This window comes from Actinokineospora sp. (assembly GCF_052390155.1).
Taxonomy (GTDB): Bacteria; Actinomycetota; Actinomycetes; order Mycobacteriales; family Pseudonocardiaceae; genus Actinokineospora.
The window spans coordinates 56309-79286 of sequence record NZ_JBQTHF010000059.1; the positions used below are offsets into that span (position 1 = coordinate 56309).

At 70.4% G+C, this 22978-nt stretch carries 20 protein-coding genes; 9 read left to right on the forward strand and 11 right to left on the reverse strand.

The genetic code is table 11. From position 1 onward, the window contains the following. Positions 1–59: 59 nt before the first annotated feature. A complete protein-coding gene (locus ACT4N7_RS20710; RefSeq protein ID WP_444830448.1) occupies positions 60–2315 on the reverse strand; it encodes an ATP-binding cassette domain-containing protein in 2256 nt (751 codons plus the stop codon). 74 nt (positions 2316–2389) lie between these two features. On the opposite strand from ACT4N7_RS20710, the gene ACT4N7_RS20715 reads away from it, so the two are divergent. Then, positions 2390–3190 carry a TetR/AcrR family transcriptional regulator gene (locus ACT4N7_RS20715; RefSeq protein WP_444830449.1) on the forward strand — a complete coding sequence of 267 codons (801 nt, stop codon included), beginning with the start codon at positions 2390–2392 and terminating at the stop codon, positions 3188–3190. 4 nt (positions 3191–3194) lie between these two features. Here ACT4N7_RS20715 and ACT4N7_RS20720 read toward each other — a convergent pair whose 3' ends face one another. Both ACT4N7_RS20720 and ACT4N7_RS20725 read right to left on the reverse strand, forming a co-directional pair. Next, complete coding sequence (locus ACT4N7_RS20720) at positions 3195–3611, reverse strand: organic hydroperoxide resistance protein (protein WP_444830450.1); 417 nt, start codon at positions 3609–3611, stop codon at positions 3195–3197. Between the two features lie 89 nt (positions 3612–3700). After that, positions 3701–6319 (reverse strand): serine hydrolase, encoded by a 2619-nt coding sequence (locus ACT4N7_RS20725; protein ID WP_444830451.1) that lies wholly within the window; start codon positions 6317–6319, stop codon positions 3701–3703. A 152-nt stretch (positions 6320–6471) separates the two neighbouring features. Between ACT4N7_RS20725 and ACT4N7_RS20730 the strand changes: the two genes are divergently transcribed. After that, a complete protein-coding gene (locus ACT4N7_RS20730; RefSeq protein WP_444830452.1) occupies positions 6472–7332 on the forward strand; it encodes a class I SAM-dependent methyltransferase in 861 nt (286 codons plus the stop codon). An 80-nt stretch (positions 7333–7412) separates the two neighbouring features. Here ACT4N7_RS20730 and ACT4N7_RS20735 read toward each other — a convergent pair whose 3' ends face one another. Continuing rightward, complete coding sequence (locus ACT4N7_RS20735; RefSeq protein ID WP_444830453.1) at positions 7413–8147, reverse strand: hypothetical protein; 735 nt, start codon at positions 8145–8147, stop codon at positions 7413–7415. Positions 8148–8536: 389 nt separating this feature from the next. Between ACT4N7_RS20735 and ACT4N7_RS20740 the strand changes: the two genes are divergently transcribed. The 3 genes from ACT4N7_RS20740 to ACT4N7_RS20750 are packed head-to-tail and all read left to right on the forward strand — an operon-like array spanning position 8537 to position 11168. Next, positions 8537–9217, forward strand: coding sequence for a transglutaminase-like domain-containing protein (locus ACT4N7_RS20740; RefSeq protein WP_444830454.1), 681 nt, complete (start codon positions 8537–8539; stop codon positions 9215–9217). Further along, positions 9214–10584: a UbiD family decarboxylase domain-containing protein gene (locus ACT4N7_RS20745; RefSeq protein ID WP_444830455.1), complete on the forward strand. Its 1371-nt coding sequence runs from the start codon at positions 9214–9216 to the stop codon at positions 10582–10584. The genes ACT4N7_RS20740 and ACT4N7_RS20745 overlap by 4 nt, the downstream gene beginning before the upstream one ends. Beyond that, the gene (locus ACT4N7_RS20750) at positions 10581–11168 is read left to right on the forward strand and encodes a UbiX family flavin prenyltransferase (RefSeq protein WP_444830456.1); all 588 of its coding nucleotides are present in this window, start codon (positions 10581–10583) and stop codon (positions 11166–11168) included. Before ACT4N7_RS20745 ends, ACT4N7_RS20750 begins: the two co-directional genes overlap by 4 nt. A gap of 176 nt (positions 11169–11344) precedes the next feature. On the opposite strand, the gene ACT4N7_RS20755 is transcribed toward ACT4N7_RS20750, so the two are convergent. Together ACT4N7_RS20755 and ACT4N7_RS20760 are read right to left on the reverse strand one after the other, a co-directional pair. After that, entirely contained in the window at positions 11345–11758 is a 414-nt protein-coding gene (locus ACT4N7_RS20755) for a cupin domain-containing protein (protein ID WP_444830457.1), read from the reverse strand. Further along, positions 11751–12299, reverse strand: coding sequence for a dihydrofolate reductase family protein (locus ACT4N7_RS20760; RefSeq protein ID WP_444830458.1), 549 nt, complete (start codon positions 12297–12299; stop codon positions 11751–11753). Before ACT4N7_RS20760 ends, ACT4N7_RS20755 begins: the two co-directional genes overlap by 8 nt. Before the next feature lie 89 nt (positions 12300–12388). On the opposite strand from ACT4N7_RS20760, the gene ACT4N7_RS20765 reads away from it, so the two are divergent. The 3 genes from ACT4N7_RS20765 (at position 12389) to ACT4N7_RS20775 (ending at position 15646) form a co-directional block, all read left to right on the forward strand. Further along, positions 12389–13066 (forward strand): TetR/AcrR family transcriptional regulator, encoded by a 678-nt coding sequence (locus ACT4N7_RS20765; protein WP_444830459.1) that lies wholly within the window; start codon positions 12389–12391, stop codon positions 13064–13066. 21 nt (positions 13067–13087) lie between these two features. After that, on the forward strand, positions 13088–13462 hold the full coding sequence (locus ACT4N7_RS20770) for a hypothetical protein (protein WP_444830460.1): 375 nt from the start codon (positions 13088–13090) through the stop codon (positions 13460–13462). Positions 13463–13633: 171 nt separating this feature from the next. After that, positions 13634–15646 (forward strand): NB-ARC domain-containing protein, encoded by a 2013-nt coding sequence (locus tag ACT4N7_RS20775; RefSeq protein WP_444830461.1) that lies wholly within the window; start codon positions 13634–13636, stop codon positions 15644–15646. Here ACT4N7_RS20775 and ACT4N7_RS20780 read toward each other — a convergent pair. Together ACT4N7_RS20780 and ACT4N7_RS20785 are read right to left on the reverse strand one after the other, a co-directional pair. After that, positions 15597–15830, reverse strand: a complete 234-nt coding sequence (locus ACT4N7_RS20780; protein ID WP_444830462.1) for a hypothetical protein — start codon at positions 15828–15830, stop codon at positions 15597–15599. The genes ACT4N7_RS20775 and ACT4N7_RS20780 overlap by 50 nt on opposite strands. A gap of 12 nt (positions 15831–15842) precedes the next feature. Further along, positions 15843–16949, reverse strand: coding sequence for a hypothetical protein (locus ACT4N7_RS20785; RefSeq protein WP_444830463.1), 1107 nt, complete (start codon positions 16947–16949; stop codon positions 15843–15845). A gap of 385 nt (positions 16950–17334) precedes the next feature. On the opposite strand from ACT4N7_RS20785, the gene ACT4N7_RS20790 reads away from it, so the two are divergent. Beyond that, positions 17335–20319, forward strand: a complete 2985-nt coding sequence (locus ACT4N7_RS20790) for a tetratricopeptide repeat protein (protein WP_444830464.1) — start codon at positions 17335–17337, stop codon at positions 20317–20319. Positions 20320–20752: 433 nt separating this feature from the next. Here ACT4N7_RS20790 and ACT4N7_RS20795 read toward each other — a convergent pair whose 3' ends face one another. The 3 genes from ACT4N7_RS20795 to ACT4N7_RS20805 form a co-directional block, all read right to left on the reverse strand. Beyond that, positions 20753–21250, reverse strand: coding sequence for a helix-turn-helix domain-containing protein (locus ACT4N7_RS20795; RefSeq protein ID WP_444830465.1), 498 nt, complete (start codon positions 21248–21250; stop codon positions 20753–20755). Positions 21251–21497: 247 nt separating this feature from the next. Then, positions 21498–22652 carry an alkaline phosphatase family protein gene (locus tag ACT4N7_RS20800; RefSeq protein WP_444830466.1) on the reverse strand — a complete coding sequence of 385 codons (1155 nt, stop codon included), beginning with the start codon at positions 22650–22652 and terminating at the stop codon, positions 21498–21500. Positions 22653–22718: 66 nt separating this feature from the next. Continuing rightward, positions 22719–22978, reverse strand: a 260-nt coding sequence (locus ACT4N7_RS20805; protein ID WP_444830467.1) for a proprotein convertase P-domain-containing protein, incomplete at its 5' end; no start/stop codon positions are given.

Here is a 22978-nt window from a genome sequence, read left to right on the forward strand (position 1 = left end):
GCCGCACGTGGGGGAAGCGGCGGCGGAGGCGCACGCCGGGGATCACCCGGCGAGATCGGTCACATCAGCGGACGCAGGTATGCGGCCGTGGCGATCCCGTCGGCGGCGGCGAGGGCGCGGGGCGTGCCCTCGAACACCACCTGACCACCGTCGCGGCCCGCGCCGGGGCCGAGTTCGATCACCCAGTCCGCGTTCTTGACGACGTCCAGGTTGTGCTCGATGACGACGACGGTGTTCGACTGGTCCACCAAGCGGTCCATGATGGCCACCAGCCGATCGATGTCGGACATGTGCAGGCCGCTGGTGGGCTCGTCCATGATGTAGACGCTGCCCTTCTTGTGCAGTTCGCACGCCAGCTTCAGCCGTTGGCACTCGCCGCCGGACAGGGTGCTCAGTGGCTGGCCGAGCGTGATGTAGTCCAGCCCGACCTCGACCATGGCGTCCAGTATCGGCGCGAACTTGGCGCCCGCGAAGAAGTCCACTGCCTCCAGCGCGCCCAGCGCCAGCACGTCGCTGATCGACTTCCCGCGCAGGGTGTGGGCCAGGACCTCGGCGCGGAACCGCTTGCCCGCGCAGTCCTCACAGGTGGTTTTGACCGGGTCGAGGAAGGCCAGGTCGGTCTGGGTGAACCCGAGTCCCTGGCAGGTTGCGCACGCGCCCTTGGAGTTGAAGCTGAACAGCGCGGCGCTGACCTTGTTGGCTTTGCCGAACGCCTTGCGGATCTCGTCCATGATCCCGATGTAGGTCGCGGGTGTCGACCGGCTGGACGCGGTGACCGCGGCCTGGTTGATCATGATCGCGTCCGGGTGCTGCTCCTGGAATGCCTGGATCACCAAGGAGCTCTTGCCCGCGCCCGCCACTCCGGTGACCGCGGTGAGCACCCCGGTCGGGATGTCGACGGTGACCTTCTTGAGGTTGTTGGCGACCGCGTCGGTGATGGTGAGGCGGCCGGTCGGCGAGCGGTAGTCGGTCTTGCCCTTCTCTTGGCGGCGCAGGCAGCGGCCGGTCAGCGTGTCGGCTTGGCGCAGGTCCGCCAGCGAGCCCTGGTAGACAATCTGGCCGCCGCGCGCGCCCGCGTGCGGGCCGATGTCGACGATGTGGTCGGCCACCGCGATGACGTCCGGGTCGTGCTCCACGACGAGCACCGTGTTGCCCTTGTCCCGCAACTCCCGCAGCAGGTCGTTGAGCCGGGCGACGTCGCGGGCGTGCAGCCCGACGCTGGGTTCGTCGAAGACGTACATGACCTCGATCAGGCTGCTGCTGAGGTGGCGCACGGTCTTGACCCGCTGGGACTCGCCGCCGGAGAGGGTCATCGTCTCCCGGTCGAGGCTGAGGTAGCCGAGGCCGATGTCGACCAGGTGCCGCAGCCGCGTCGTCAGGCTCGCCAGTACCGGCGCCGCGGCGGGGTCGGCGATGCCGGTGAGGATCGGCAGCAGGTCGCTGAGCTGCATCGCGCTGAGCTGGGCGATGCTGTAGCCGTGGACTTCGACGCCCAGCGCGGCCTGGTTGAGCCTGCTGCCCTGGCAGCGCGAGCACACCGCGTAGCTGACGAACCGCATCACCGTCTCGCGGTTCTTCTCCGCCATCGTGTTGACGTCTTTCTTGATGAACAGGCGGGTGAACTTGTCGACCAGCCCCTCGTACTCGGAGGAGCCGCTGCCGCCCGCACCGCTCCACTCGATCTTGCCGCCCTTGCCGTGGAGCAGTTGCTCCATCTCGGCGTCGCCGTAGTCGGCCAGCGGTGTGTCCAGGTCGAACAGACCCGATTGGGCGTAGAGCTTCCAGTACCAGGTGTCCACCGCGAACGGCGGGAACAGGATCGCGCCGCCGCGCAGCGACTTGCCAGGGTCGAGGAACTTGCCCAGGTCGAGCTCGGCGGTCTTGCCGATGCCGTCGCACCGCTCGCACATGCCCGCGGGGTCATTGAAGGAGAACGCCCCGGCGCCACCGACGTGCGGGGAGCCGAAGCGGGAGAACAACAGCCGCAGCAGCGGGGCGATGTCGGAGATCGTGCCCAGCGTCGAGCGGGAGCCGCCGCCGAGCCGTTTCTGGTCGATGACCACGGCGGTGGACAGGTTGCTGATCGAGTCGACGTTCGGCTCGCCGTACTTGGGCAGCATCGTGCGCACGAACGCGGTGAACGTCTCGTTGAGCTGCCGCTGCGACTCCGCGGCGATGGTGTCGAACACCAGCGAGGACTTGCCGGAGCCGGAGACCCCGGTGAACACGGTGATCCGACCCCGGGGGATCTCCAGGGAGACGTCCTTAAGATTGTTCTCGCGGGCCCGGACGATCGTGATCGGTTTCTGCTGCATGAACCCCGTCTTTCCGGCTCGGCATGGTCGGGTACATAGTATCGTACAACGTACGGTAGTAGTCTGTCGTCATTATGACCAAAGACCGAGGCAAATGGGCCAAATCCGACCCGACCCGCAGCCTGGCGCTGCTCTGGCGAACCAGGGAGCCCGCGCCCAGGGAGGGCAGGACCGAACTGAGCGTCGAGAAGATCACCAGGGCCGCCATCGGCATCGCCGACACTGAGGGCGTCGGCGCCCTGACCATGCGCCGGGTCAGCGAGGAACTGGGCGTCGGCACGATGTCGCCGTACACCTACGTCCCGGGCAAGGCCGAACTGATCGACCTGATGATGGACACGGTCTACGGCGAACTTCCCGGCATCGACCCGGCATCGGGCGACTGGCGGGACCGCCTCGAACGGGTCGCGTACAGCAACTGGGCGCTCTACCACGACCACCCGTGGCTCGCCTACGTGGAGACGAGCAGGCCGGTGCTCGGCCCCAACCTGCTGGCCAAGTACGAGCGCGAACTCACCGCATTGGCGGGCACCGGTCTGACCGACCTCGAACTGGACTCGGTGCTCACTCTGGTCCTGGGCCAGGTCCGCAACACCGCGCGGGCCGCGGCCGACGTGGTGGAGTTGCAGCGCAGCACCGGCATGACCGACGACCAGTGGTGGCAGGGGCAGGCCCCGTGGCTGGCCAAGTTCACCAGCCCCGGGGACCACCCCACCGCCGAGCGGGTCGGCAGCGCGGCGGGCGCGGAGCACCAGTCGTCCTACGATCCTGAACACGCCCTGCGCTTCGGCCTCGATCGGCTGCTCGACGGCGTCGCGGTGCTCGTCGCCCAGCGGCAGGCCGAGTACGCGGACAGTCCGGCGACCACAGACTGACGCCTTACGCCAGCCGCACGGCCACCTCGACGTTGCCGCGGATCGCCGCCGAGTACGGGCACGTCTGGTGGGCGGCGTCGGCCAGCCCCTTCGCCGTGTCCGCGGCCAGGCCGGGCAGCCGCACGGTCAGCGTCGCGGTGAGCGCGAAGCCCTCCCCGGTGCCGGTCAGTCCGACATCGGCGGTCACAGACGATCCTGTGACGGCCACGCCCTGGCTGTCCGCGATGTAGCGCAGGGCGCTGTGGAAGCACGCGGCGTAGCCCGCGGCGAACAGTTGCTCGGGGTTCGTCGCCGCCCCGCCGCTGCCGCCCAGGGCCTGCGGCGCGGCGAGTTTCACGTCGAGCAGACCGTCGGCGGAGCGGGCCTCGCCCTCGCGGCCGTCGCCGGTCGCGGTGGCGGAGGTGGAGTAGATCAGGGTCACTTCGGGCCTCCATCCGGGGCGCCGCCCGCCGAGCGCGGTGCAGGGTGCCACGCTCGGCGGACGGACATTTCGGGGGTCTCGGGGGTGGGTCAGCGCAGGCACTCGGCGGCGGCGTTGAGCGCGGCCACCACGGACGTCTCGAACGCGCCGCTGAAGTCGTCGGGGTCGATGTCGAGAGTGATGGAGGCGATCAGCCGCCGATGTCCGTCCAGAGTGGAGCCGACGAAGGTGGCGTAGCCGGGGATGCCGCCGCCGTGACCCCACAGGCTCAGACCGCAGTCGGTTTCCAGCGGCATGAATCCCAAGCCGTAGCCGTTGGACATCGGCAGCGGCACCCACTCCGGCGGCACGGTGGTCTTCATCTCGGCGAACTGGGCGGGAGCGAGCAGCTTGCCGTCCATCAGGGCGACCAGGAATGCGTCCAGGTCCGCTGTCGTGGCGATGATCGAGCCCGCCGAGCACGCCTCGGACGGGTTCATCTCGGTCACGTCGACCGACTCGCCCTTGATCTTCATGTAGCCGCGCGCGTGCGGGCCGTGGATGACCGGATCCTCACCGGGCAGCACGGTGTTCCGCAGGCCGAGCGGCTCCAGGATCCGCGTGCGGATCTCCTCCTCGTACGACTTGCCGGTGACGGCCTTGATCAGCAGTCCGAGCGCGATGTAGTTGGTGTTGGAGTACTCGAACTTGGTGCCGGGCTCGAAGTTCAGCGGCTTGGCGGCGGCCACGGCCACCAGTTCGGCGGCGTCGTAGTGGTTGTACCGGTCGCGCTGGAAGCGCTCGCCCGGGCGCTGGAAGGAGTCCGCGTGGTTGTAGAGGCCACTGGTGTGCTGGAGCATCTGGCGCACGGTGACCTTGTCGCCGTCGGGCAGCAGGTCCGGCAGGTAGGTCGCGATCGGGGCGTCCAGGTCGACCTTGCCCTCGGCGGTGAGCTGCAGCAGGACCACCGAGACGTACATCTTGGTGATGCAGGCGATGCGGAACCGGCCGTCGACGGGCACCGGCGCCGCGGCGCCGAACGCCTCGACGCCCGCCCGCGCGACGAAGGTGTCCTCGCCGACGGAGACGCGGAACTGCGCGCCCGCGGCGCCCAGCGGCAGCATGGCCTCGATCGCCTGCCTCAGCTTCGTGCGGAGCGGGTGGGCCGGGTCTAGCACCGGCGGCGCGATCTCGGTTGTGGACATCGGGGTGGGGCTCCAATCGTGTGGTTGGCGGATGGAAAGGGCGTGGCGGAACACGCCGCGGGGATCCCAGGCTTTGGCCGCGGCGAGGAGCCGCTCGTGGTTGTCGCCGAAGTACAAGTGCTGCCACGGCACACCCGAGGTGTTGGCCGTCCGGTCGGCGAGGTCGATGTCGGGGAAGTTGATGTGGCAGCCGTCGTTGCGCTCGTCCGGCACGGGCACGCCGCCGGTGGCGGCGTACACATCCCGATACAGCTCGCGCATCCAGTCAAGGCACGTCGCGTCGCCGTCGGACTCACGCCACGTCGCCAGGTACAGCGCGCGCAGCACCGAGTCGCGCTGGGGTACCGCGGTGGCCGCGGGTGGCACGGCGTTGATCGCGCAGCCGGTGGATTGCAGGGAGATCGAAGCGCTCTCGTACGGGCCGCCCGCGGCCAGGCGCTCGTACACGGTGTCGATCTGGGCGTCGGTGTAGGACTGGCGCAGGTAAGCCGACTTGACCTTGTGCCTGCCGCCGTCGCCGTCCTGCATCTTCGCGAGTTCGGCGATCGACGCGAGCCAGTGCTCGTTCGCCACCGGGGTGTCGATGGCGAAGGCGGCGACACCGCTGGTCATCTCCGCGACGGTGGCGGCCAGCCGGGCCTCGGCACCGGGCGAGTCGTCGAGAAGGCGCACGAAGAGGATCGCGGTCAGTCCCGAGTCGTCCTGCTCCTGTCGGGCGAGCAGCACCAGACCGGCGAACACGCCCGCGTGCGGGGAGCCCGGTGCGCTGTTGCGCTCGTGCCAGCGCCCGTAGCCGCCCACCAGGGCGCGGAACGCCTCGGGCGTCATCGCGTCGCGCGGGTACATGCGGCTCGTCGCCCACACGGTGCCGGGCGGCTGGGGGAGGACCTCGCCCGGCTCGTCGCCCTTCGCGTCGGCGGCGCGCAGCCAGTAGCGGGTGATCACCCCCAGGTTGCCGCCGCCCGCGCCGGTCAGTGCCCACCACAGCTCGTGGTTCGGATCGTCCGGCTCGCGGGTGGCCACCACAGCCCGCGTGGTTCCGTCGGCGTCGACCACGACGACCTCGACGGCGTGTACGTGGTCGACCGTGAGGCCGAAGCTCCGTGACATCGGGCCGTACCCGCCGCCGACGACGTGTCCGCCGACGGCGACCGTGGCGCTCGCTCCACACGGGACGGTCACGCCCCAGCGCTCATACAGCGCAGTGTGCAGATCCAGCAGGCGCGCCCCCGGCCCCACCGCGACCGCGGCGCGCTCGGCGTCCCACTCGACGGAGTCCAGCGCGGCGAGGTCCACCACGACGTCGACCCCGGCGGAGACGAAGCCCTCATAGCAGTGACCACCACTGCGCGCGGCCACCCGCCGATTCGCGGTTACGGCCGCCCGCACCGCCTCGACCACGTCCTCGGTCGACGCTGGCCGCACGAACAACTCGGGGTTCGGGGTGAACCTGGCGTTGTCCCCCCGCTTGGCGAGGTCCGCGTAGCGTGGGTCGTCCGCGGTAATGCCTGTCAGGTCAGCCATGTCCCGCCCTTTCCCGTGGTGAGCCGGACACCAGACTCCACCGCGCTACTCGCAACGCGGTGGAACGCGGATCGGGCCGAGGACTCGACCCGGGTTCGAGGTCGACGGGCCACTCTGACCAGGACGGACCGACCGGCCAGGACGGGGAGCACGTGGACACGACGACCTACAAGACAACCGTGGCGCAGGCGTTCGACGGCGCCGCCGCCACCTACGACCGGATGGGCGTGGAGTTCTTCACGCCGATGGGCGCCCGACTCGTCGAGCGGGTGGCGCCCGGCCCAGGGCAGCGGGTGCTCGACGTGGGCTGCGGCCTGGGCGCCTGCCTGTTCCCGGCGGCCGAGCGCGTCGGCAGCACGGGCGCGGTGCTGGGCATCGACATCGCCGAGGGCATGGTGGAGCGGGCCAACGCCGTGGCTGCCGAGCGCGGGCACACCACCGTCTCGGTGCGCGTCATGGACGGCGAGTACCCCGAGTTGCCCGCCCGTTCCTTCGACGTGGTGACCGGCAGCTACAGCCTGATCTTCCTGCCGGACGCCCCCGCCGCCCTGCCGCGCTACGCCGACCTGCTCGCCGACGGCGGCCGCATCGGCTTCACCAGTCCGGTCTTCACCGACGACACCTTCCCGTTCCTGCCGCCGGTGTTCACCGAGCTGATCCCGCGCTCCCTGCTGCGCAACCTGCCGCCGGAGTGGCAGCCCGAGGCGCTCAGCCGCCGCTTCAATGCCTGGCTGTCGGACCCTGCCGCGCTCGTCGACACCATGCGCGGCGCGGGGTTCACCGACGTCGAGGTGCGCGACGAGACCATCGACATGGTCGCCGAGAACGGCACCGCGTGGGTCGACTGGTCGCACACCCAGGGCATGCGGCTGTTGTGGCAGCACCTGCCCGAGCGGGAGTCCGCCGAACTCCGGGCCCGGCTGATCGCCGCCCTGGAAGCCATGCGCGACGGCACCGGACCACTGACCATCGAGGTGCCGGTCCGCTACGTCACCGCCGTCGTCGACCGGTGACGTCCGGCCTGAAACGCACCCCAGTTGCGCTTGGGGGAGCCCACCAGGGGTACACCCCTGTCCACGGTGGCCGCCGTCTCTCAGCCGGCCTCGCAGGCGCGGCCCAGGTTCAGCTCCCAGGCCCGGCGCAGCGCCCAGCCGTCGAGCGCGGCGCGCCAGCGGCTGTCATCGCCGCCGAGCAGGATGATCCGCCCGTTCCCACGGGGAACAGGCTCGCCGGTCAGCGGCTCGCGCACCGCCTCGTCCCACCGCACGGGCGTGCGGTGCGTCGCGGGCTCGGTTGCCCGCGTGCTCAGCACCAGCGCGTCCGGCCGCGCCGTGATCGCGCCCGGCGTCGTCGTCACCAGCACATCCGCACCCAGTTCGACGTCTGCCGCCGCGGCGATGTCCAGTCCGGTCCGCCGGGCCGCCACGGCCGCGAACTCCTCGGCTTCCTCACCAGATACCAGCACCCGGCTCAATCGGGGCAGTGCCTCGGTCAGCACCCGCAGGCACGCCCACGCCTGCGGCCCGGTGCCCCGCACGCCCAGCGTGCGTGCTGTTCCCGGCGCGAGGTAGCGCGCCACCAGCCCGCCCGGCAGCGCGATCCGCCAGCACTCCAGCGCGTCCGCGGCCAAGCGGGCCAGCACCGTCGCGTCATCCGGGGCGACGAGGGTGACCTCGGTCCGGTCCGCACCTGCGCGCCGCACCGCGAGCGGCGCGGGCACGTCCGCGGGCGCGATCACCAGGTCCTGGGCGAGTTGGAACGCGCCCTCCACAAAGACAGGGTCGTCGCCCACGGCGTCGAGGTCGTGACAGTCGAGCACAAACGGCACGGGATTTCCAGGCGGGCGAAGGAGTAAGACGGCGGGCAAAGGGTACCGGCTCGTGTCGGTGTCCCGATTGTCCCCAAGCGCACTGGAAAGCCGGCGGAAAGCCGCTGGAAGCGCCAGTGCGCGGCCCGGTCCAGTGCGATTCGAGCAGAGCGCTAGGCGGGGTCTGGAGCATTGCCGTGGCGGGCCGGACAAGGCCCAGGTGAGAGGTGGTCGGTGATGGCACCCCCGGTGTCAACCTCACGAGCGAAGTCAGGCGGCGACGGCATGGGAAGCAGGCGGCAGTGTCATCGAGGCCCACGAAGGGCGACCACTACCGGTCGTCACCCCGGCTTCCGCTTGGTTCCCGCCACGAAAGCCGTCCAGGTGCCCGCAAGGAAGAAGGTGCACCAGTGACCGCCGTCGCCGCCCACGGCGGGGCGTTGGGCGCAACCCCCTTCCTCGACATCCATGCCCCGGAGGTCCGGGACTTCGTCGAGCGCGCGACCCGGCCGGGCAGCACCCCCGCCCAGCAGGCCGTCGACCTGTACTACGCGGTGCGCGACGGAGTGCGGTACGAGGTCTACGGCGCCGATCTGTCCCGCGAGGGCCTGCGAGCCGGATCGGTGGCCGCTACCCGAACCGGGATGTGCGCGCACAAGTCTGTGCTGTTCGCCGCGGGCCTGCGGTCGCTGGGAATCCCCGCCCGGCTGCTCTTCGCCGATGTCCGCAACCACCTGACCTCACCTCGCCTGCGCGAGCTGATGGGCGGCGACGTGTTCCGCTACCACTGCTACACCACGCTTCGCCTGGACGGCCGCTGGATCCGGGCCACCCCGGTGTTCAACCGCAGCCTGTGCAGGCTCTTCGGCCTGACCCCGCTGGAGTTCGACGGCTCCGGCGACAGCGTGCACCACCCGTTCGACGGTGCGGGCCGCAGGCATATGGAGTTCCTGCGCGAACACGGCGAGTTCGATGACGTCCCGTACGACCGGATGATCGCCGACATGCGCGCGGCCTACCCGGGTCTGATCGACGCCGGGGGCCGGTTCGTCCGCGGCTCCCTGGCCCGCGACGCCGGGCGGGCCAGGTGACCAGCCCGCCAGGACTGTCCGTACGCGCGGCGGTCGACCGGACGCCGCTGACCGTCCACTCGCGACCGTTGGGGTGCACCGAGGTGGGTGCCGCCTACGCGGACGCGCACGCGGGTATCCCGGCGACGTCGCGGGACCAGTCGGAGCCGGTCGTGGAGTACACCGTCGCGGACGTGCCCTTGGCCCCGGTCCTGCTCGGCCTCTACGGCGACGAGCGGCGCGTGCGCGGATGGCTGCCCGGATACCCCGAGCACGTCACCCCCGACGCGGTCCGCGGCGTGCCCGCCGTCGCTCCGGTCGCGGGCGCCCGGGTCGCCGACCGGCGCCCGCCCGACCTCACGGCGCTGCCCGCTCTTCAGGTGACCTCCAGCGACGCAGGCCCGTACCTGACGATGGGATTGGTGCACGCCGAGGGCGCGCTGTCGGTACACCGGATGCTCGTGCTCGACGAGACGCGGTTGACCGTGTGGATGGTGCCCGGCCGCGGCCTCGCCGCCCGCCACGAGCGCGCGTTGCGCCGCGGGCGGCCGCTGCCGGTGTCGGTCAACATCGGTGCCCCGCCCGCCGCGGTCATCGCCTCGGCGGTCAACAGCCGCTTCCTGCCCCCTGGAACGTCCAAACTGGACCTGGCGGGCGGCCTCGCGGGCGCGCCGGTGACCCTGGCCCGCGCGGGTACCCAACCCGTCGACGTCCTCGCCGAGTCCGAGATCGTGCTGGAGGGCGAACTCGGCTGGGAGACCGCAGACGAGACCCTCGGCGAGTGGGTCGGCGGCTCCATGCCAGAGTTCCTCGGCTACGACGGCGGCGGCCGCGCGGACCTGCCGGTGCTCACCGTGACCGGGATGACCGTGCGCCCGGGCGCCCGCTACCAGGCGGTGATCGGGCCCGGCCGAGAACAGTCCGCCATCCTCGGCCTCGGCGGCGCGCTGTCGGTGGCCCTGTCCGCGAGCACCCCTGAGTGGGCCACGATCCGCGACCTGCACTTCGCGCCCGCGGGAGGCGGCATGGTCTTGCTCGCGGTGGCCGTCGCCAAGTCCACACCCGCGGACGACCACGCCCCTTCGGGGCTGGCCCGCGAGATCTTCGCCGCGCACCCGTTCGTCAAGCTGATCGTCTTCACCGACCCCGACGTCGACATCCGCGTCCCAGAAGACCTGTGGTGGGCGGTGACCACCAGAACCAACCTTGCCGCTGACTGTGTCACCGCCGACGGCCATCCGCCGGTGCCCATGCTCCCGTCCGAATCACCCGCCTGGCAACGCGAACGCCCCGGCACGGGCCGAACCTATATCGACGCCACAGTCCCGTTCCGAGTCGTCGCCCCGCGTTCGCTGCGCCATCGCACCCCGAGGAGGAACCTCCCGTGACCCCCCGCATCGTCGTCGGCGTCACCGGCGCCACCGGCGCCCCCCTGGCCGTCCGCGTCCTCCGCGCCCTGCGCGAGACCGGCGCCGAAACCCACCTCGTGCTGAGCCGCTGGGGCTGCGCCACGCTGAAGCTTGAAACCGGTCTCACCCCGGCCGACCTCGGCGCCTACGCCGACCACATCCACGCGGCAGGCGACCACACCGCCGCGATAGCCAGCGGCTCCTACCGCACCGACGGCATGATCGTCGTCCCGTGCAGCATGAAAACCCTCGCCGCCATTCGGATCGGCCACGGCGACGGCCTCATTGCCCGCGCCGCCGACGTCACGATCAAGGAGGGCCGCAAACTCGTCCTGGTCCCCCGAGAGTTCCCGTTGTCCGCGATCCACTTGGACAACATGCTCGCTTTGGCCAGGATGAATGTCGTCATCGCCCCGCCCGTCCCATCCTTCTACACCAACCCTTCCACCCTCGATGATGTCGTCACCCACGTGGCCGCGCGCATCCTCGATCAGTTCTCCTTGGACTTGCCCAACGTCCCCCGGTGGACCGGCCGCCCATACCCGCTGGCTACCCCGGCCTGAACCGGGCGCGGGCTACCCGCGGAGTGTCTCGGTTGCCGATCTCGACCGTGCGGCGGTCGCGCGTCCGTTCGGCGGGCCCGGGTGGTGACGATCCCCTGCGGCGCGGTCCCGGTGGACGGCGGCGCCCGCTGGCCCTACTGGACGCCGCCGAAAGCCCAGCAACACCCGGACACGCCCTAGCGCCGGGTCAGCGGGCCCAGTCGTGTCTCGTGGCGGTGGCGCCACAGCAGTCGAGCGACCCGTAGTGGGCCCGGGCGCTGCGCCATGGCCTCAAGCATTTCTTTGGTCCGACCTGGTGGTGTGATCACCCAGGTCGCCCGGGCATTGTTGGTGCCCGCGTTCCACATTCGGTGGGGTGTGCGGCGGGGGATGGTCAGTGTCTGGCCCGCGGTGAGGTCGCGCGGTGGGTTGCCGCCCACTTCCACCCTGAGTGTGCCCGCGGTGATCTCGAACCGTTCGTCCTGGCGCGGGTGCCAGTGTCGTGGCGGGGGCGAGCCGCCCGGTATCCAGGTCGCCTGGAGGTGAAGCGTGTCGATGTTGGAGTCGACCACTCGGACGGTTTGGACGGGTGAGAGTCTGATCTCACTCACCGGGGGTTCCGGGGGCCAGTACGTGTACCACGATCCCGTTGTCGATGCGGTGTGTGTCGAGCAGGTGCAGGTGTGTGGTGTCGATCAGGCTGTCGAGCAGTCGGTCGCCTTTGCCTGCGATCACGGGGAAGACCCACAGGTGTAGTTCGTCGAGCAGTCGGCTGCCCAGCAGGGTCTGGTCGAGTTCTCCGGTGCCGAACTTCAGCAGGTCGCCGCCTTGCTGGTTCTTGAGTGCGGTGATCGCCTGGGCTGTGTCGTCTGCCAGGCGGGTGGCGTTCCAGGTGAGGTCGGTGAGTGTGCGTGTCGCGACGTGCTTGGGCATTGCGTTGATCTTGTCGCTGTAGGAGTCTCCCGAGCGTTGTGGCCAGGCTTCGGCGAAGGCTTCGTAGGTCTGCCTGCCGAGCACCAGGGCGTCCGCGGTGGACATCAGGTGCTCGGCGTACTCCTGGTGTTGTGCGTCCCAGTACGGCATTCCCCACACCTGCGGGTCCCCGATCACGCCGTCCAGTGTCACGAACGTCGACTCGACGAGTTTTCTCATCATGACCGTCCTTCTCGATGGATGATTTACGAACACTGTTCGTTGTGAGACGATAGGAACGAACACCGTTCGAGTCAAGGGGGTGGGGTGTGCCACGCACCGCGGGCAGCGCCAAGCCCGCCATCACCCCCGAACGCATCGTCGACGCGGCGTTGGCCGTCATCGACGCCGACGGTTTCCGGGCGCTGAGCATGCGCACGGTCGCCGCCAGGCTGCACACCGGGCCTTCGTCGCTCTATGCCCACGTGCGTAACAAGCTCGAACTGCATCAGCTCGTGCTCACGCGGTTGTGGAGCGGGCTGGAGGTGCCGCGCCCGGACCGGCGCCGGTGGCGGCGTCAGTTGGTGCAGGTGTATGTCCGGCAGGCGGCTCTGTTCGGTCGCCACCCCGGCCTGGAGGGGGCCTACTTCGGTACGGCGCCGACCTCGCCGGAGTTCCTCGCCTTCGTCGAGGGCGTGTCCGCGCTCTACGAGGCGGGCGGCTTCCGCGGTGAGCGGCAGCGCGACATCGAGGCCACCCTGGAGGCGATGTCGGTCTCGTGGGGACTCCAACAGGCCGCGCTCGACCATCTGACCGAAACCTCCGGGCGCACCGACCAGCAGCGCTATGCCGACATCGTGGCGTCGCTGCGGGAGGTCGACCCCGAACGGTTCCCGCGCGTCGCGGCGACCGACTTGCACTCCTATCCCACCCGCGAACAACGCGCCGCGGCGTTCGAACGCCGACTGGACGCGGTCATCCGCGGCTTCGAGGCGAACCGGAAGTAGTGTGCCTCGACCGTCCCGCGGGTGGCCGCGATCCGGGGTCGCGTGCTCGTCGATGACCAACCCGAACGTCGTTACCGTCGAACTCGCTCGGCGCTGATCACCACCGCCGGCGGCCGGTTGAGTTGGCAGCGGCCGGGATGGGACAAGCCCGCATCGGATGCGAAGTGGGTGCACATCAACGCCCGCGTCGCCGTGCCCGTGGCCTGGAACGCGCACGCCGCGGACACACCACCACAGGCGTCTACGTGGCCGATCACCGCCCGCTCGTCGTTCGGATCTGGACCCGCTTGCGCGGCAACCCGCCACATGATCCTTTCCGACTCGGCGGGCGACGCTGTTGATCGATGCAGGCTCTCGTTGCCGGATAGCGCCGCCGAGGCATCGAGATTGCTGTGATACGGGTTGGATGCTCGGGCCGCTGTCACGTCGATCGTGGAACCACCGCCCGGCTGACTTTGGCCTGCCTGGTTTACGCCACTTGGGTGGTGGTCGCGGATTGTCATGTTGATGTGATGGAGAGCGACTAGACAGGAGGTCTGCGCCGGGCTCGTCTGGGGGTGGGGTGTGATGGGTGGGGGTGAGGGCTCTTTCGGTGGTGGTGGGCGGGATGGGGTGCCGTTTCAGCTTCCGGCTGTGCCGAGTGGGTTTGTCGCTCGGGAGCGGGAGTTGGCGGAGTTGGACGGGTTGCGGGGGTCGGTTGGGGTGGGTCTGGTGGTGGTGTGTGGGATCGCGGGGGTGGGGAAGACGTCGTTGGCGTTGCGGTGGTTGCACGGGTTGGGCGCGGGGTTCGGGGATGGTTGTTTGTTCGTGGATTTGACTGATGCGGGTACGGGTGAGCCGGTGTCGGCGTCGGTGGTGTTGGAGTGGTTTCTGGTGTCGTTGGGGGTGTCGGCGCGGCGGGTTCCGGTGGAGGCGGCGCGGCGGGCGGCGTTGTTTCGGTCGGTGACTGCGGGTCGGGCTTTGGTGGTGTTGTTGGACAACGCGGTGTCGGCGGCGCAGGTGCGGGCGTTGTTGCCCGCGGGTGCGGGCAGTGTGGTGGTGGTGACGAGTCGGTCACGGTTGTCGGGATTGGCGTTGGACGGGGCGCGGTGGGTGGATGTGGCGCCGTTGGGTGAGGGGGATGCGTTGCGGTTGTTCGGTTCGGTGGTGGGTGGGGATCGGGTCGGGGCGGAGGTGGACGCGGCGCGGTGGGTGGCGCGGTTGTGTGGTGGGTTGCCGCTGGCGTTGTCGGTGGTGGCGGCGCGGTTGGCGGCTCGGTCGCGGCGCACGTTCGCCAGGGAGGCGGGGGATTTGTGTGGTGAGGGTGATCGTCTGGCGGGGTTGACGTTGGACGCGGAGACCTCGGTGGAGGCGGTGTTGGAGGTGTCCTGCGCGGGGTTGGGTGGGGCGGCGGCGGAAGTGTTTTGTTGCTGTGCTTGGCATCCGGGGCGCGAGTTCGGTGCGGAGGTCGTCGCGGCGGCGGTGGGTCGGCCGTCGGATCGGGTGGTTCGGGGGTTGGACGGGTTGGTGGAGGCCGGGATGGTGACCGAGTCGGCGGTGGATCGGTTCACTGTCCACGATTTGGTCCGGTTGCATGCTCGCGGCAGGTATGCCGAGGACGGTGAGCGGGTGCAGCGGCGGATGGTGCGGTGGTATCTCGATCGGGTGGTGGCCGCCGATGTGGTGATTCATCCGTTGCGGCCGCGGTTGGGGCCGCGCTACGCGGAGGTGGATGTGTCGGTGTTCGCGGACGCGGGGGCGGCGTTGGCGTGGTTGGCGGCGGAGCGGGCGAATGTGCGGGCGGCGTTGGAGACCGCGGCGGCTCGGTGGTGGGACGAGTTGGTGTGGCAGTTCTGTGAGGCGTTGTGGGGTTTCTTCCTGCATACCCGCCGGTACGGCGAGTGGATCGATCTGCAGCGGATCGGGATCGCCAGCGCGCGGCGGTGCGGTGATCGGCGGGCCGAGGCGCTGGTGCGGGTGCAGTTGGGGTACGCCTATGTCAGGACGGGTCGCCATGAGGAGGCGGTGGAGCAGCACACGATCTCGCGGGACCTGGCTCGGGCCGAGGGGGATGTGCGGGCCGAGGCGACCGCGTTGGAGCAGTTGGGCCTGGCGGCCCGGGGTGGTAGCGCGGAGTTCTTCGAGCAGGCCAGGGATCTGCATGAGCGGGTGGGCAATGACCGCGGGGTGGCGTTGTGTCGCAGGCGGATCGGGGAGGTGTTGGCCGAGGCGGGTCGCCTCGACGAGGCGGTGGTGGAGTTCGCGGCGGCGGCGGAGGTGATGGCGCGACTGGAGGACCCCACGCAGCACGCGCGGGCGGTGACGATGCTGGGTGCCGCGCACCTGCGCGCCGAGCGTCCCGAGCACGCCACCCGCGTGCTGCGGGCGGCCCTCGATGCCATGCGGGCGTTCGGTTCGCCCTACTACCAGGCCGAGATCCTCGCCCTGCTCGGCGATGCCACCGAGCAGGGCGGGGATCGGGCCTCGGCGCTGCGGTGCTGGGCCGAGGCGGCCGAGTTGTACGAGCGGGTGGGGGACGGCAAGGCCGACCTCATGCGGTCGCGGCCCGTGCCGCCGCCAGATGGTCCACATAGGACATGACGGCGAGGGTGATCGCCCGGTTCCGGTCGTCGATACCCGGTGGGACAAGGATGTCCGCCACCGCGCGCCACGCCGGTGCGGCATGCGCTTCGGCGACGAGCACGTCGCCCGCGGGGACATGTCCTGCCCAGGTGACCGTGTGGACGCCGAGGGCCCGGGTTCGGATGTGCAGGGTGATCGGCACGAGGTTCGCCCCTCACCACGAGATCGGCAGCGCGGCGGGGACCGGTGTGACCGAGGCGGGCCACGACGGCTCGGGCAGGTCGAGCAGCCGGTACATCGCCGCGCGCAGTACCTGGTGGGTCCGGCCGGGGCGCGAGGAGATGGCCGCGCGCAGCCGGGAGGCGCGGCGGAAGGGGCCGACCGCGGCCAGTTGGGGCCGCAGGGGCCGGGTGTGGTCCAGCCGCGGCGCGGTTCGTCCCATGACGTGTGCGACGCTGCCCGGCCGGATGTTGTCCTCGGGGAACGCGGCCAGGCACGTCCTGGTGCCCAGGGCCGCCGCGTAGACGCTGGTCGAGCCGTGATCGCCGAGCACGAGGTCGGCGGCGACCATCGCGGCCTGCCAGCCCCGCTCCGGTGGGATGACCAGCAGTCCTCGCTCGATCGCCCGCGCGAGCCAGGCGCGCACCTGCCAGGCGCCGTGTACCGCCCACACGTTCGGGTGCAGCACCGCCGCGACCCGGGTGTCGTCGTGCCCGATCTCGCGCAGCAGCCGCTCGTAGAGTTCGGGGTGTGTGCCGAAGGTGGACTCCGGTGACCAGGTCGAGCTGATCGTGATCAGGTCCGTGCCCGCACCCACGCCCAGCGCCTCGCGGTACCGGGCGCGGAACGGGACGCTCGCGAGCAGCCGGTCGAGGCAGATGTCGCCCGCGACCACGGCCACCGATGCCGCTTCCGGGCAGGTCCGGCGTACGAGGCCCAACTCCGACTCGGTCGGCAGGGCGATCACGGCGGGAATGACCCGGCCGCGGCGGGTGAGCAATTCCCGGTCCACACCGGTCGTCGGCACGGCCGCGGCGACCATTCGACTGCGCAGCCGCGATTTCGCCGCACCCGCACCGTGCGGAAGCAAGAGCAGATTCCCGTGCATTCGCTCGATGCAATCGTGGTCGGCGCTCAGGACCAGATCCCATTCCTGCCGGAATGCTTGATCCCACGGCACCACGAGCGCCCCGCAACGACGCGCGAACCCGTCCAGACCGTGCCAGCCGTCCTCGGTCCGCGGGACCGTGAACACCACCTGGACGCGGTGATCACCGTCGAGCAACGGGACCAGATCCAACAGCCTGGTACCCGCGGTCATGGTCGGTACCAACACAAGCACCGTCCGAAAGCCGGTCATTGTGACCCGGCGGGCGGCATCCACCCCGAACGGTCCCCGCACCCACGAAGTCGTGTCCATCTCGCTCCCCTCACCCCCCCGGAACACGGTGCACCGGCGACTGGACAAGCCTGCGGGACACCCCTGGACGAAACACTTTCCGCGCGCGGGCCAACCGGCTCTCCGGTATGCGGAGCGTCGGTTATCCGGCCACCGGAAAACGCCGCGCCCTGCGGACGGACTTTCAGCGGACTTTCAGTTCACAGGTCATCTCGCTGTCGCTACACTTGGTCGATTACGTGCCGTCGCATCGATGTGCCTCTCGGTAGTTCACGGGGATGGCGGCTCAGCTTTGGGGGTGAAGCTGGTGGACGTCGAGTTCGGAATCCTGGGAACCACCGCGCTGAGGCTGGGCGGTCACCTGCGCGAGGATTGGGGGCCGCCGCGACACCGTGCCCTGCTCGCCGTGCTGCTCGTCCACCCGAACCGGCCCGTTCCGGTGGACGTGATCCTGGACTGGGTGTGGCCGCCGGACAAGACGCCGGACCGGCCGGGCGCGACGCTGCACACGTACACGGCGAAGATCAGGGCCACGGTCACCCGACTGCAGTTGCCCGCGGTCCTGCGCGGTCACCGCGGTACCCTGCGCCTGGACGTGGACCGAGACCTGGTCGACCTGCACCGGTTCCGCAGGCTGCTGTCCGAGGCTCGGGCGCACCAGGGCGACAACGACCCCGCGGCGGCGGCGGTCCACGCCCGTGAGGCCCTCGACCTGTCGCGCGGCCGGTTGCTTGAGGACGTGGACACCCTGCGGGCCCGGTCCTGGCGGACGCACTTCGAACGCGACGAGCTGATCGCCGCGCACAAGATCCTGCTGACCGCGCTCCTCGATCTCGGCCACGGCGACGACGTCCTGGTCCGCCTCGCCGAACTCCAATCCGACCACCCCCATGACCTGGCGCTCGCCAAACTCCGCGTCTCGGCCCTGTACAGCCTCCAGCGGGACAACGAAGCCGTCGCCTACTACCTGTCGACGCGCAACGAGTTGCGGGCCGACGGACAGGACCAGGCGGCCGAGTACCTGAAACAGCACTACGACGGCGTGCGGGCGCGGGGGGCGGGTGTCAGCGCGCCGCGGGTCTCGACACCGACCCGTCGCCACCCTCGGCAACTTCCCCACGACATCGTCGACTTCGTCGGCCGTGAACGGCTGCTCGCCGAACTCGACGCCGCGACGCTCACCGCGGCGGGCCTGCCGTCGCGCGGTGTCGTGATCCTCGACGGCATGCCCGGAGTCGGGAAGACGGCGTTGACCGTCCACTGGGGACACAGGTGCCGGTCCCGGTTCCCTGGCGGGGAATTGTTCGTCAACCTCAACGGTTTCGCGGACGGGCCGAAGGTCGAGACCGCCGCCGTCGTGGACGACTTCCTGTTGGCGCTGGATCATCAGCTGGACGAGGCGATGACCCCGCGGGCCCGCGAGGTCCTGCTCGGACACCTGCTCGCCGAGAACCACACGCTGATCGTCTTGGACAACGCACTGGACACCGCGCACGTCAAAGACCTGATCCCGTTGCTGTGCAACAGTTTGGTCATCGTCACGAGCAGGCGTCGGCTCACCACGCTGAGCGCGATGACCGGCGCCCGCCGAGTCCGGGTGACACCGATGTCCACTGCCGAGTCCGCGACCCTGCTCGCGACCCGGGTCCGCGGCCGAACCAGGTTCACCGCCGGTGCCGACGAGGGCCTGGCCGATCTGTGCGGCGGACTGCCCCTCGTGATCACCGTGCTGGCCGAGCACATCGCGGGTCACCACGACGCCTGGACCGCGGCGCACTCCGCCCGACTGGGTACCGCCCAGGTGCTCGAACTCGACGACGACGGCGACGGAACCGCGTCCCCGTACCGGTTCTTTCACTCGTCCTACACGGCATTGTCCACAGTGGAGCAACGACTGTTCCGGCTGTTGGCCGCGGTCCATCCTGGCCCGGACTTCGGCGTGGACGTGGCGGCCGCCCACGACGGTCGCGCCGCGGGCGAGACGCGCGGCGCGTTGGCCGCGCTGGTGGGCGCCAACCTCGTGGACCGTGCCGACGAGGCGGACCGCTACCGATTCCATGACCTGATCCGGGAATTCGCCGCACACCGCGCCCACGCCGACGAGAGCCCGGACGCACTCCGCGACGCCGAACGCAGGATGTTGGGCTACTACCTGTCGTCCGCGGCGAACGCCGACCGGACGCTGTACCCGAACCACCTGAGCGCGCCGCCGCTGGCGGTGGAATCCGCGGTCCGACCGCTGACCTTCGCCGCCGCGGCGCCCGCGAATGCCTGGTTCGCGACCGAGCGGCGAAACCTCACCGCCGCGCTGCACTTCGCCGCCCGCAACGGCCACCACGACTACGCCTGGCGCGTGGCGCACGCCATCTGGGTGTTCCTCGACCGCCACGGCTACCAGGAGGAGTCCCGCCTGGTCGGCGAGGTCGCGGTGTCCTCCGCGCGGGCGGACGGGGACGCCGAGGCCGAGGCGTCGTCCCAGGTCGAACTCGGGCAGACCTACCTCGCCATGGGCAGACTCGACGACGCGCAGAGGTGCCTGCGGGCAGGGTTGCGCTACGTGCGCGAGACGAACAACGACCCCGGCACGATCGCCACGCTCTACCACCTCGGCAGGCTCGCGGTGCTGCGCGGCGACCATCAGGACGGGATCAGCCTGTTCACCCAGTGCCTGGACGTGGCCAGGGCCGCGGGCCATGACGAAGCGCTCTGCTGGGCTCATCGACGCCTGGGTGACGCGCTGCGCGCGACCGCGCGAACCAACGAGGCGCTGATCCACCTGCACCAGGCGCACGCGCTCGCCGAGAAGACCGGCAACCAGTCCGGGCTGGCCGGTGCCCTGGCGGGAATCGGCGCGGTGTACCGCGACCTCGGGTCCTACGACGTCGCCGCGGGCTACTGCGATCAGGCGCTCGCGATCGTGCGCGGCATCCCCGACCTGCCGCTGGTCGCGGAAATCTCCCTCGCACTGGCCGAGGTCAACCAGGACCGAGGCGCACTCGGCCCCGCCGAGTCCCTCGCCCGGCGCGCGGCAGCACTGGCCGAGCAGATCCACAACATCCCGCTGCACGCCAAAACCCTCGAACTGCTCGGTGCGATCCTCTGGGCACAGGGCGAACCCCAGCGGGCCGCGGACACCTGGCGACAGGCCGTCGACCGCTACGACCTGCTGCGGGACCCGCGGGCCTACCTCGTGCGGGAACGGGTGGCCGAGGTGTTCGCCACCGACACCGCGCCTCGCTCGCGCACCACACCGAATGTTCAACATCCCCGCGCTCGCCACACGTCCGAGTGACGCCCGATTGGTCCAATCGGGCTAACTTTCCTACCCTCAATGGAGTACGGGCGTCCTCTGTGGCCTGAACGTGCAGGTCGGGACGTTCAGTGCCGCGACGGAAACGAGTTCCGCTGCGCGCGTCAGTTTGACGGCTTCGGCGGGACGCTGCACGCTGTCGCCGTTCGCTGAGCCACGATGCACCTCGCACCGGCGCCGCCCGCGAACCCCGTGCGTCGAAAGGAAATTCTCAGTTGTCGAACGTGACCGTCAGGGCGCTCGGCGTCTCGATCCTGGTCAGTGCGGTGCTCGTCGCCGGACCCACCGCGTCGGCCGATGACCACTCGACCGATGTCCACTGTGTCATAGACGTGGCGAGCAAAGAGGAAGGCGAGCGGTCAGCGCAGTGGTGGCGAATCCACGACGCGACCTGGTTCGTCGGCGAGTGGATCAGCTACGTCGGTCGGGAGTCGAGTTCCGGGGTGAACTCGACCAGCATGTGCAGCATCGCGGAGCGCGACAGGCCGCAGAACGCGGCCATCTCGTGGATCACCACGGGGTCGAGCCGGGCCACGCCCGTTCCGTCGGCGTCGTCGTCGAGCCGGTGGCGCGCCCACGCGCGCAGTGGTTCCAGTTCGGTCCGCCGGTCCCGCGCGACCGCGCGGAGATCGACGCGGAGCTCGACCCGGTGCAGATCCACCGCGGCGCGCTGGAGCGCCAAGGACAGCAGCTCGGCCGCGGGCACACCGAGTGCGCGGCAAATTTCCACCAGTCGGGCCACCGTGCAGTGCCGAACGCCCTGTTCGTAGGTCGCGAGGGTCTGCACATGGATGTCGGAGGGCAGCTTCGCGACCAGATCGGACCTCGTCCACCCGGCCGCGTCCCGCGCTCGGCGCAGTTCGTGCCCGACCGCGCGCGCTATGTCGTCGGGCCTCGGAACGGGCTCGCTCACGTCCACTGTCGACACACCTCCCACGCGCCGGATCGGTACCTCCCCGAACCTCCTGCCGACGGATGACGCACTGGATCTCCGCTGCGTGCCTTCACCTCACCACCACCTTGCCCGCGCGAACGCTGGTGGGATGCCGCCGTTGTGGTGAACCTTCTCACCCGCGCCCGGTACCCGCAGGGCAAACTGACCATTACACACCAAGGAGTTCACAGTTTTCACTCCGTCGGGACGGCGTGGCGCCGAAGGGTCATCCGGTGTTGGTCGTCACCAGCAGCGGTACGAGTTGTTCCTCGGCGGTGAGCGATCCGTGGTGGCCGGTGAACCCGCTCACCCCGGGCTCGGCCACGGTGCGGACCACGGCCAGCGAACCGCGCCCGGCGACGACCAGGTCCCCGATCCTGGGCCGCACGTGCCCGGCGACCCGGGGGCCGAACCACCCGGCGGCGATCGCCTCGTCGCGGGTGGCGATCCAGGCGCGGTCGCCGAGGGTCTCGGTCCAGGTGGCTCGGACGTCGGCCAGGGCGCCGGGGGCGGTGTAGACGTGGCGGACGCGGGCTTCGCCGCCGAGCAGTCGGACCCCGTCCCGCAGGGTGTCGTGGGTGTCGAAGTCGACTCGGTCGGGGTCGGTCACGGTGACCATGCCGTGGTCGGCGGTCACCGCGAGCGTGCCGCCTCGCGGCAGGTTCTCGGCGATGGCCGCGGCGAGGTGGTCGACGAAGGCGAGTTGTCGTCGCCAGGGGTCGGTTCCTGGGCCGTAGAGGTGGCCGATCGAGTCCAGGTCGGCGTGGTAGGTGTAGCAGCAGACCCGGTCTCGTTCGCGCAACGCGTCCAGGGTGCGGCTGAGCAGGTCGCCGAGTGCGTACACGCCGCGGAACCGGCCGCCGCGCAGGACCGCGCGGGACAGGCCGCTGCCCTCCTGCTCCTGGGGCACGACCAGGCGCACCGCCACCCCGGCGTCGGTGGCGCGCTCGAACGCCGTCGGGTGCGGCTGCACCTGCTCGGGTACGAGCACCGACCGCAGATCCACCTGCTCGGCGACGCCGTGGCGGTGCCACCGCAGGGCGTTGAGCAACTCGTCGCCCGCGGCGAAGGTGTATCCGACCAGGCCGTGCTCGCCCGCGGGCAGCCCCGTGCCGAGTGCGGCGATGCTGGTCGCGGTGGTGGCGGGGAACCCGGCGGTGATCGGCGTACTGTCCGCCGCGAGCGCGGCGAGAAACGGGGCGTCGGCCCGGTGTTCGTCCAACAGGTGCCAGCCAAGGCCGTCCACCAGCAGCAGGCACACCCTGGACGCGCAGTCGAGGCCGAGCACGTCCACCATCCCCGGCACACCCAGCCCCGCCAGCAGCGACGGGACCACATCGGCCAGCGAGCCTGCCCCATACCGGGGCACCAACGGATCCATGGCTCGATCTTAGGTGTGACGGGCCCGGCGCTGTGCGCGCCGGGCCCGTCCTCTGTCTACTGTGGACTACAGGGTGAGGGTCCAGGTGTCGAGGGTGCCGACATCCTGGGTGGCCGTGTCTTGCACGCGCAACGTCCAGGTCCCGTTGCGGTTCTCGCTGGCGAGGTTGACGGTGTAGGTCCGATCGATGTTGTCGGTACTGCCGCCTGCCTTGTTGTGCAGGATGTACGCGCTGCCGTCCGGCGCGATCAGGGACACGACCAGGTCGCCGATGTAGGTGTGTCTGATGTGGACTTCCACTGTGGACGTCGCCGACGCGGTGCCGG

Excerpts from the sequence above, each read along its gene's own strand:
- ACT4N7_RS20710 (WP_444830448.1), bottom strand. The coding sequence starts at position 2,315 with ATGCAGCAGAAACCGATCACGATCGTCCGGGCCCGCGAGAACAATCTT.
- ACT4N7_RS20715 (WP_444830449.1), top strand. The coding sequence starts at position 2,390 with ATGACCAAAGACCGAGGCAAATGGGCCAAATCCGACCCGACCCGCAGC.
- ACT4N7_RS20725 (WP_444830451.1), bottom strand. The coding sequence starts at position 6,319 with ATGGCTGACCTGACAGGCATTACCGCGGACGACCCACGCTACGCGGAC.
- ACT4N7_RS20760 (WP_444830458.1), bottom strand. The coding sequence starts at position 12,299 with ATGAGAAAACTCGTCGAGTCGACGTTCGTGACACTGGACGGCGTGATC.
- ACT4N7_RS20775 (WP_444830461.1), top strand. The coding sequence starts at position 13,634 with ATGGGTGGGGGTGAGGGCTCTTTCGGTGGTGGTGGGCGGGATGGGGTG.
- ACT4N7_RS20785 (WP_444830463.1), bottom strand. The coding sequence starts at position 16,949 with ATGACCGCGGGTACCAGGCTGTTGGATCTGGTCCCGTTGCTCGACGGT.
- ACT4N7_RS20800 (WP_444830466.1), bottom strand. The coding sequence starts at position 22,652 with ATGGATCCGTTGGTGCCCCGGTATGGGGCAGGCTCGCTGGCCGATGTG.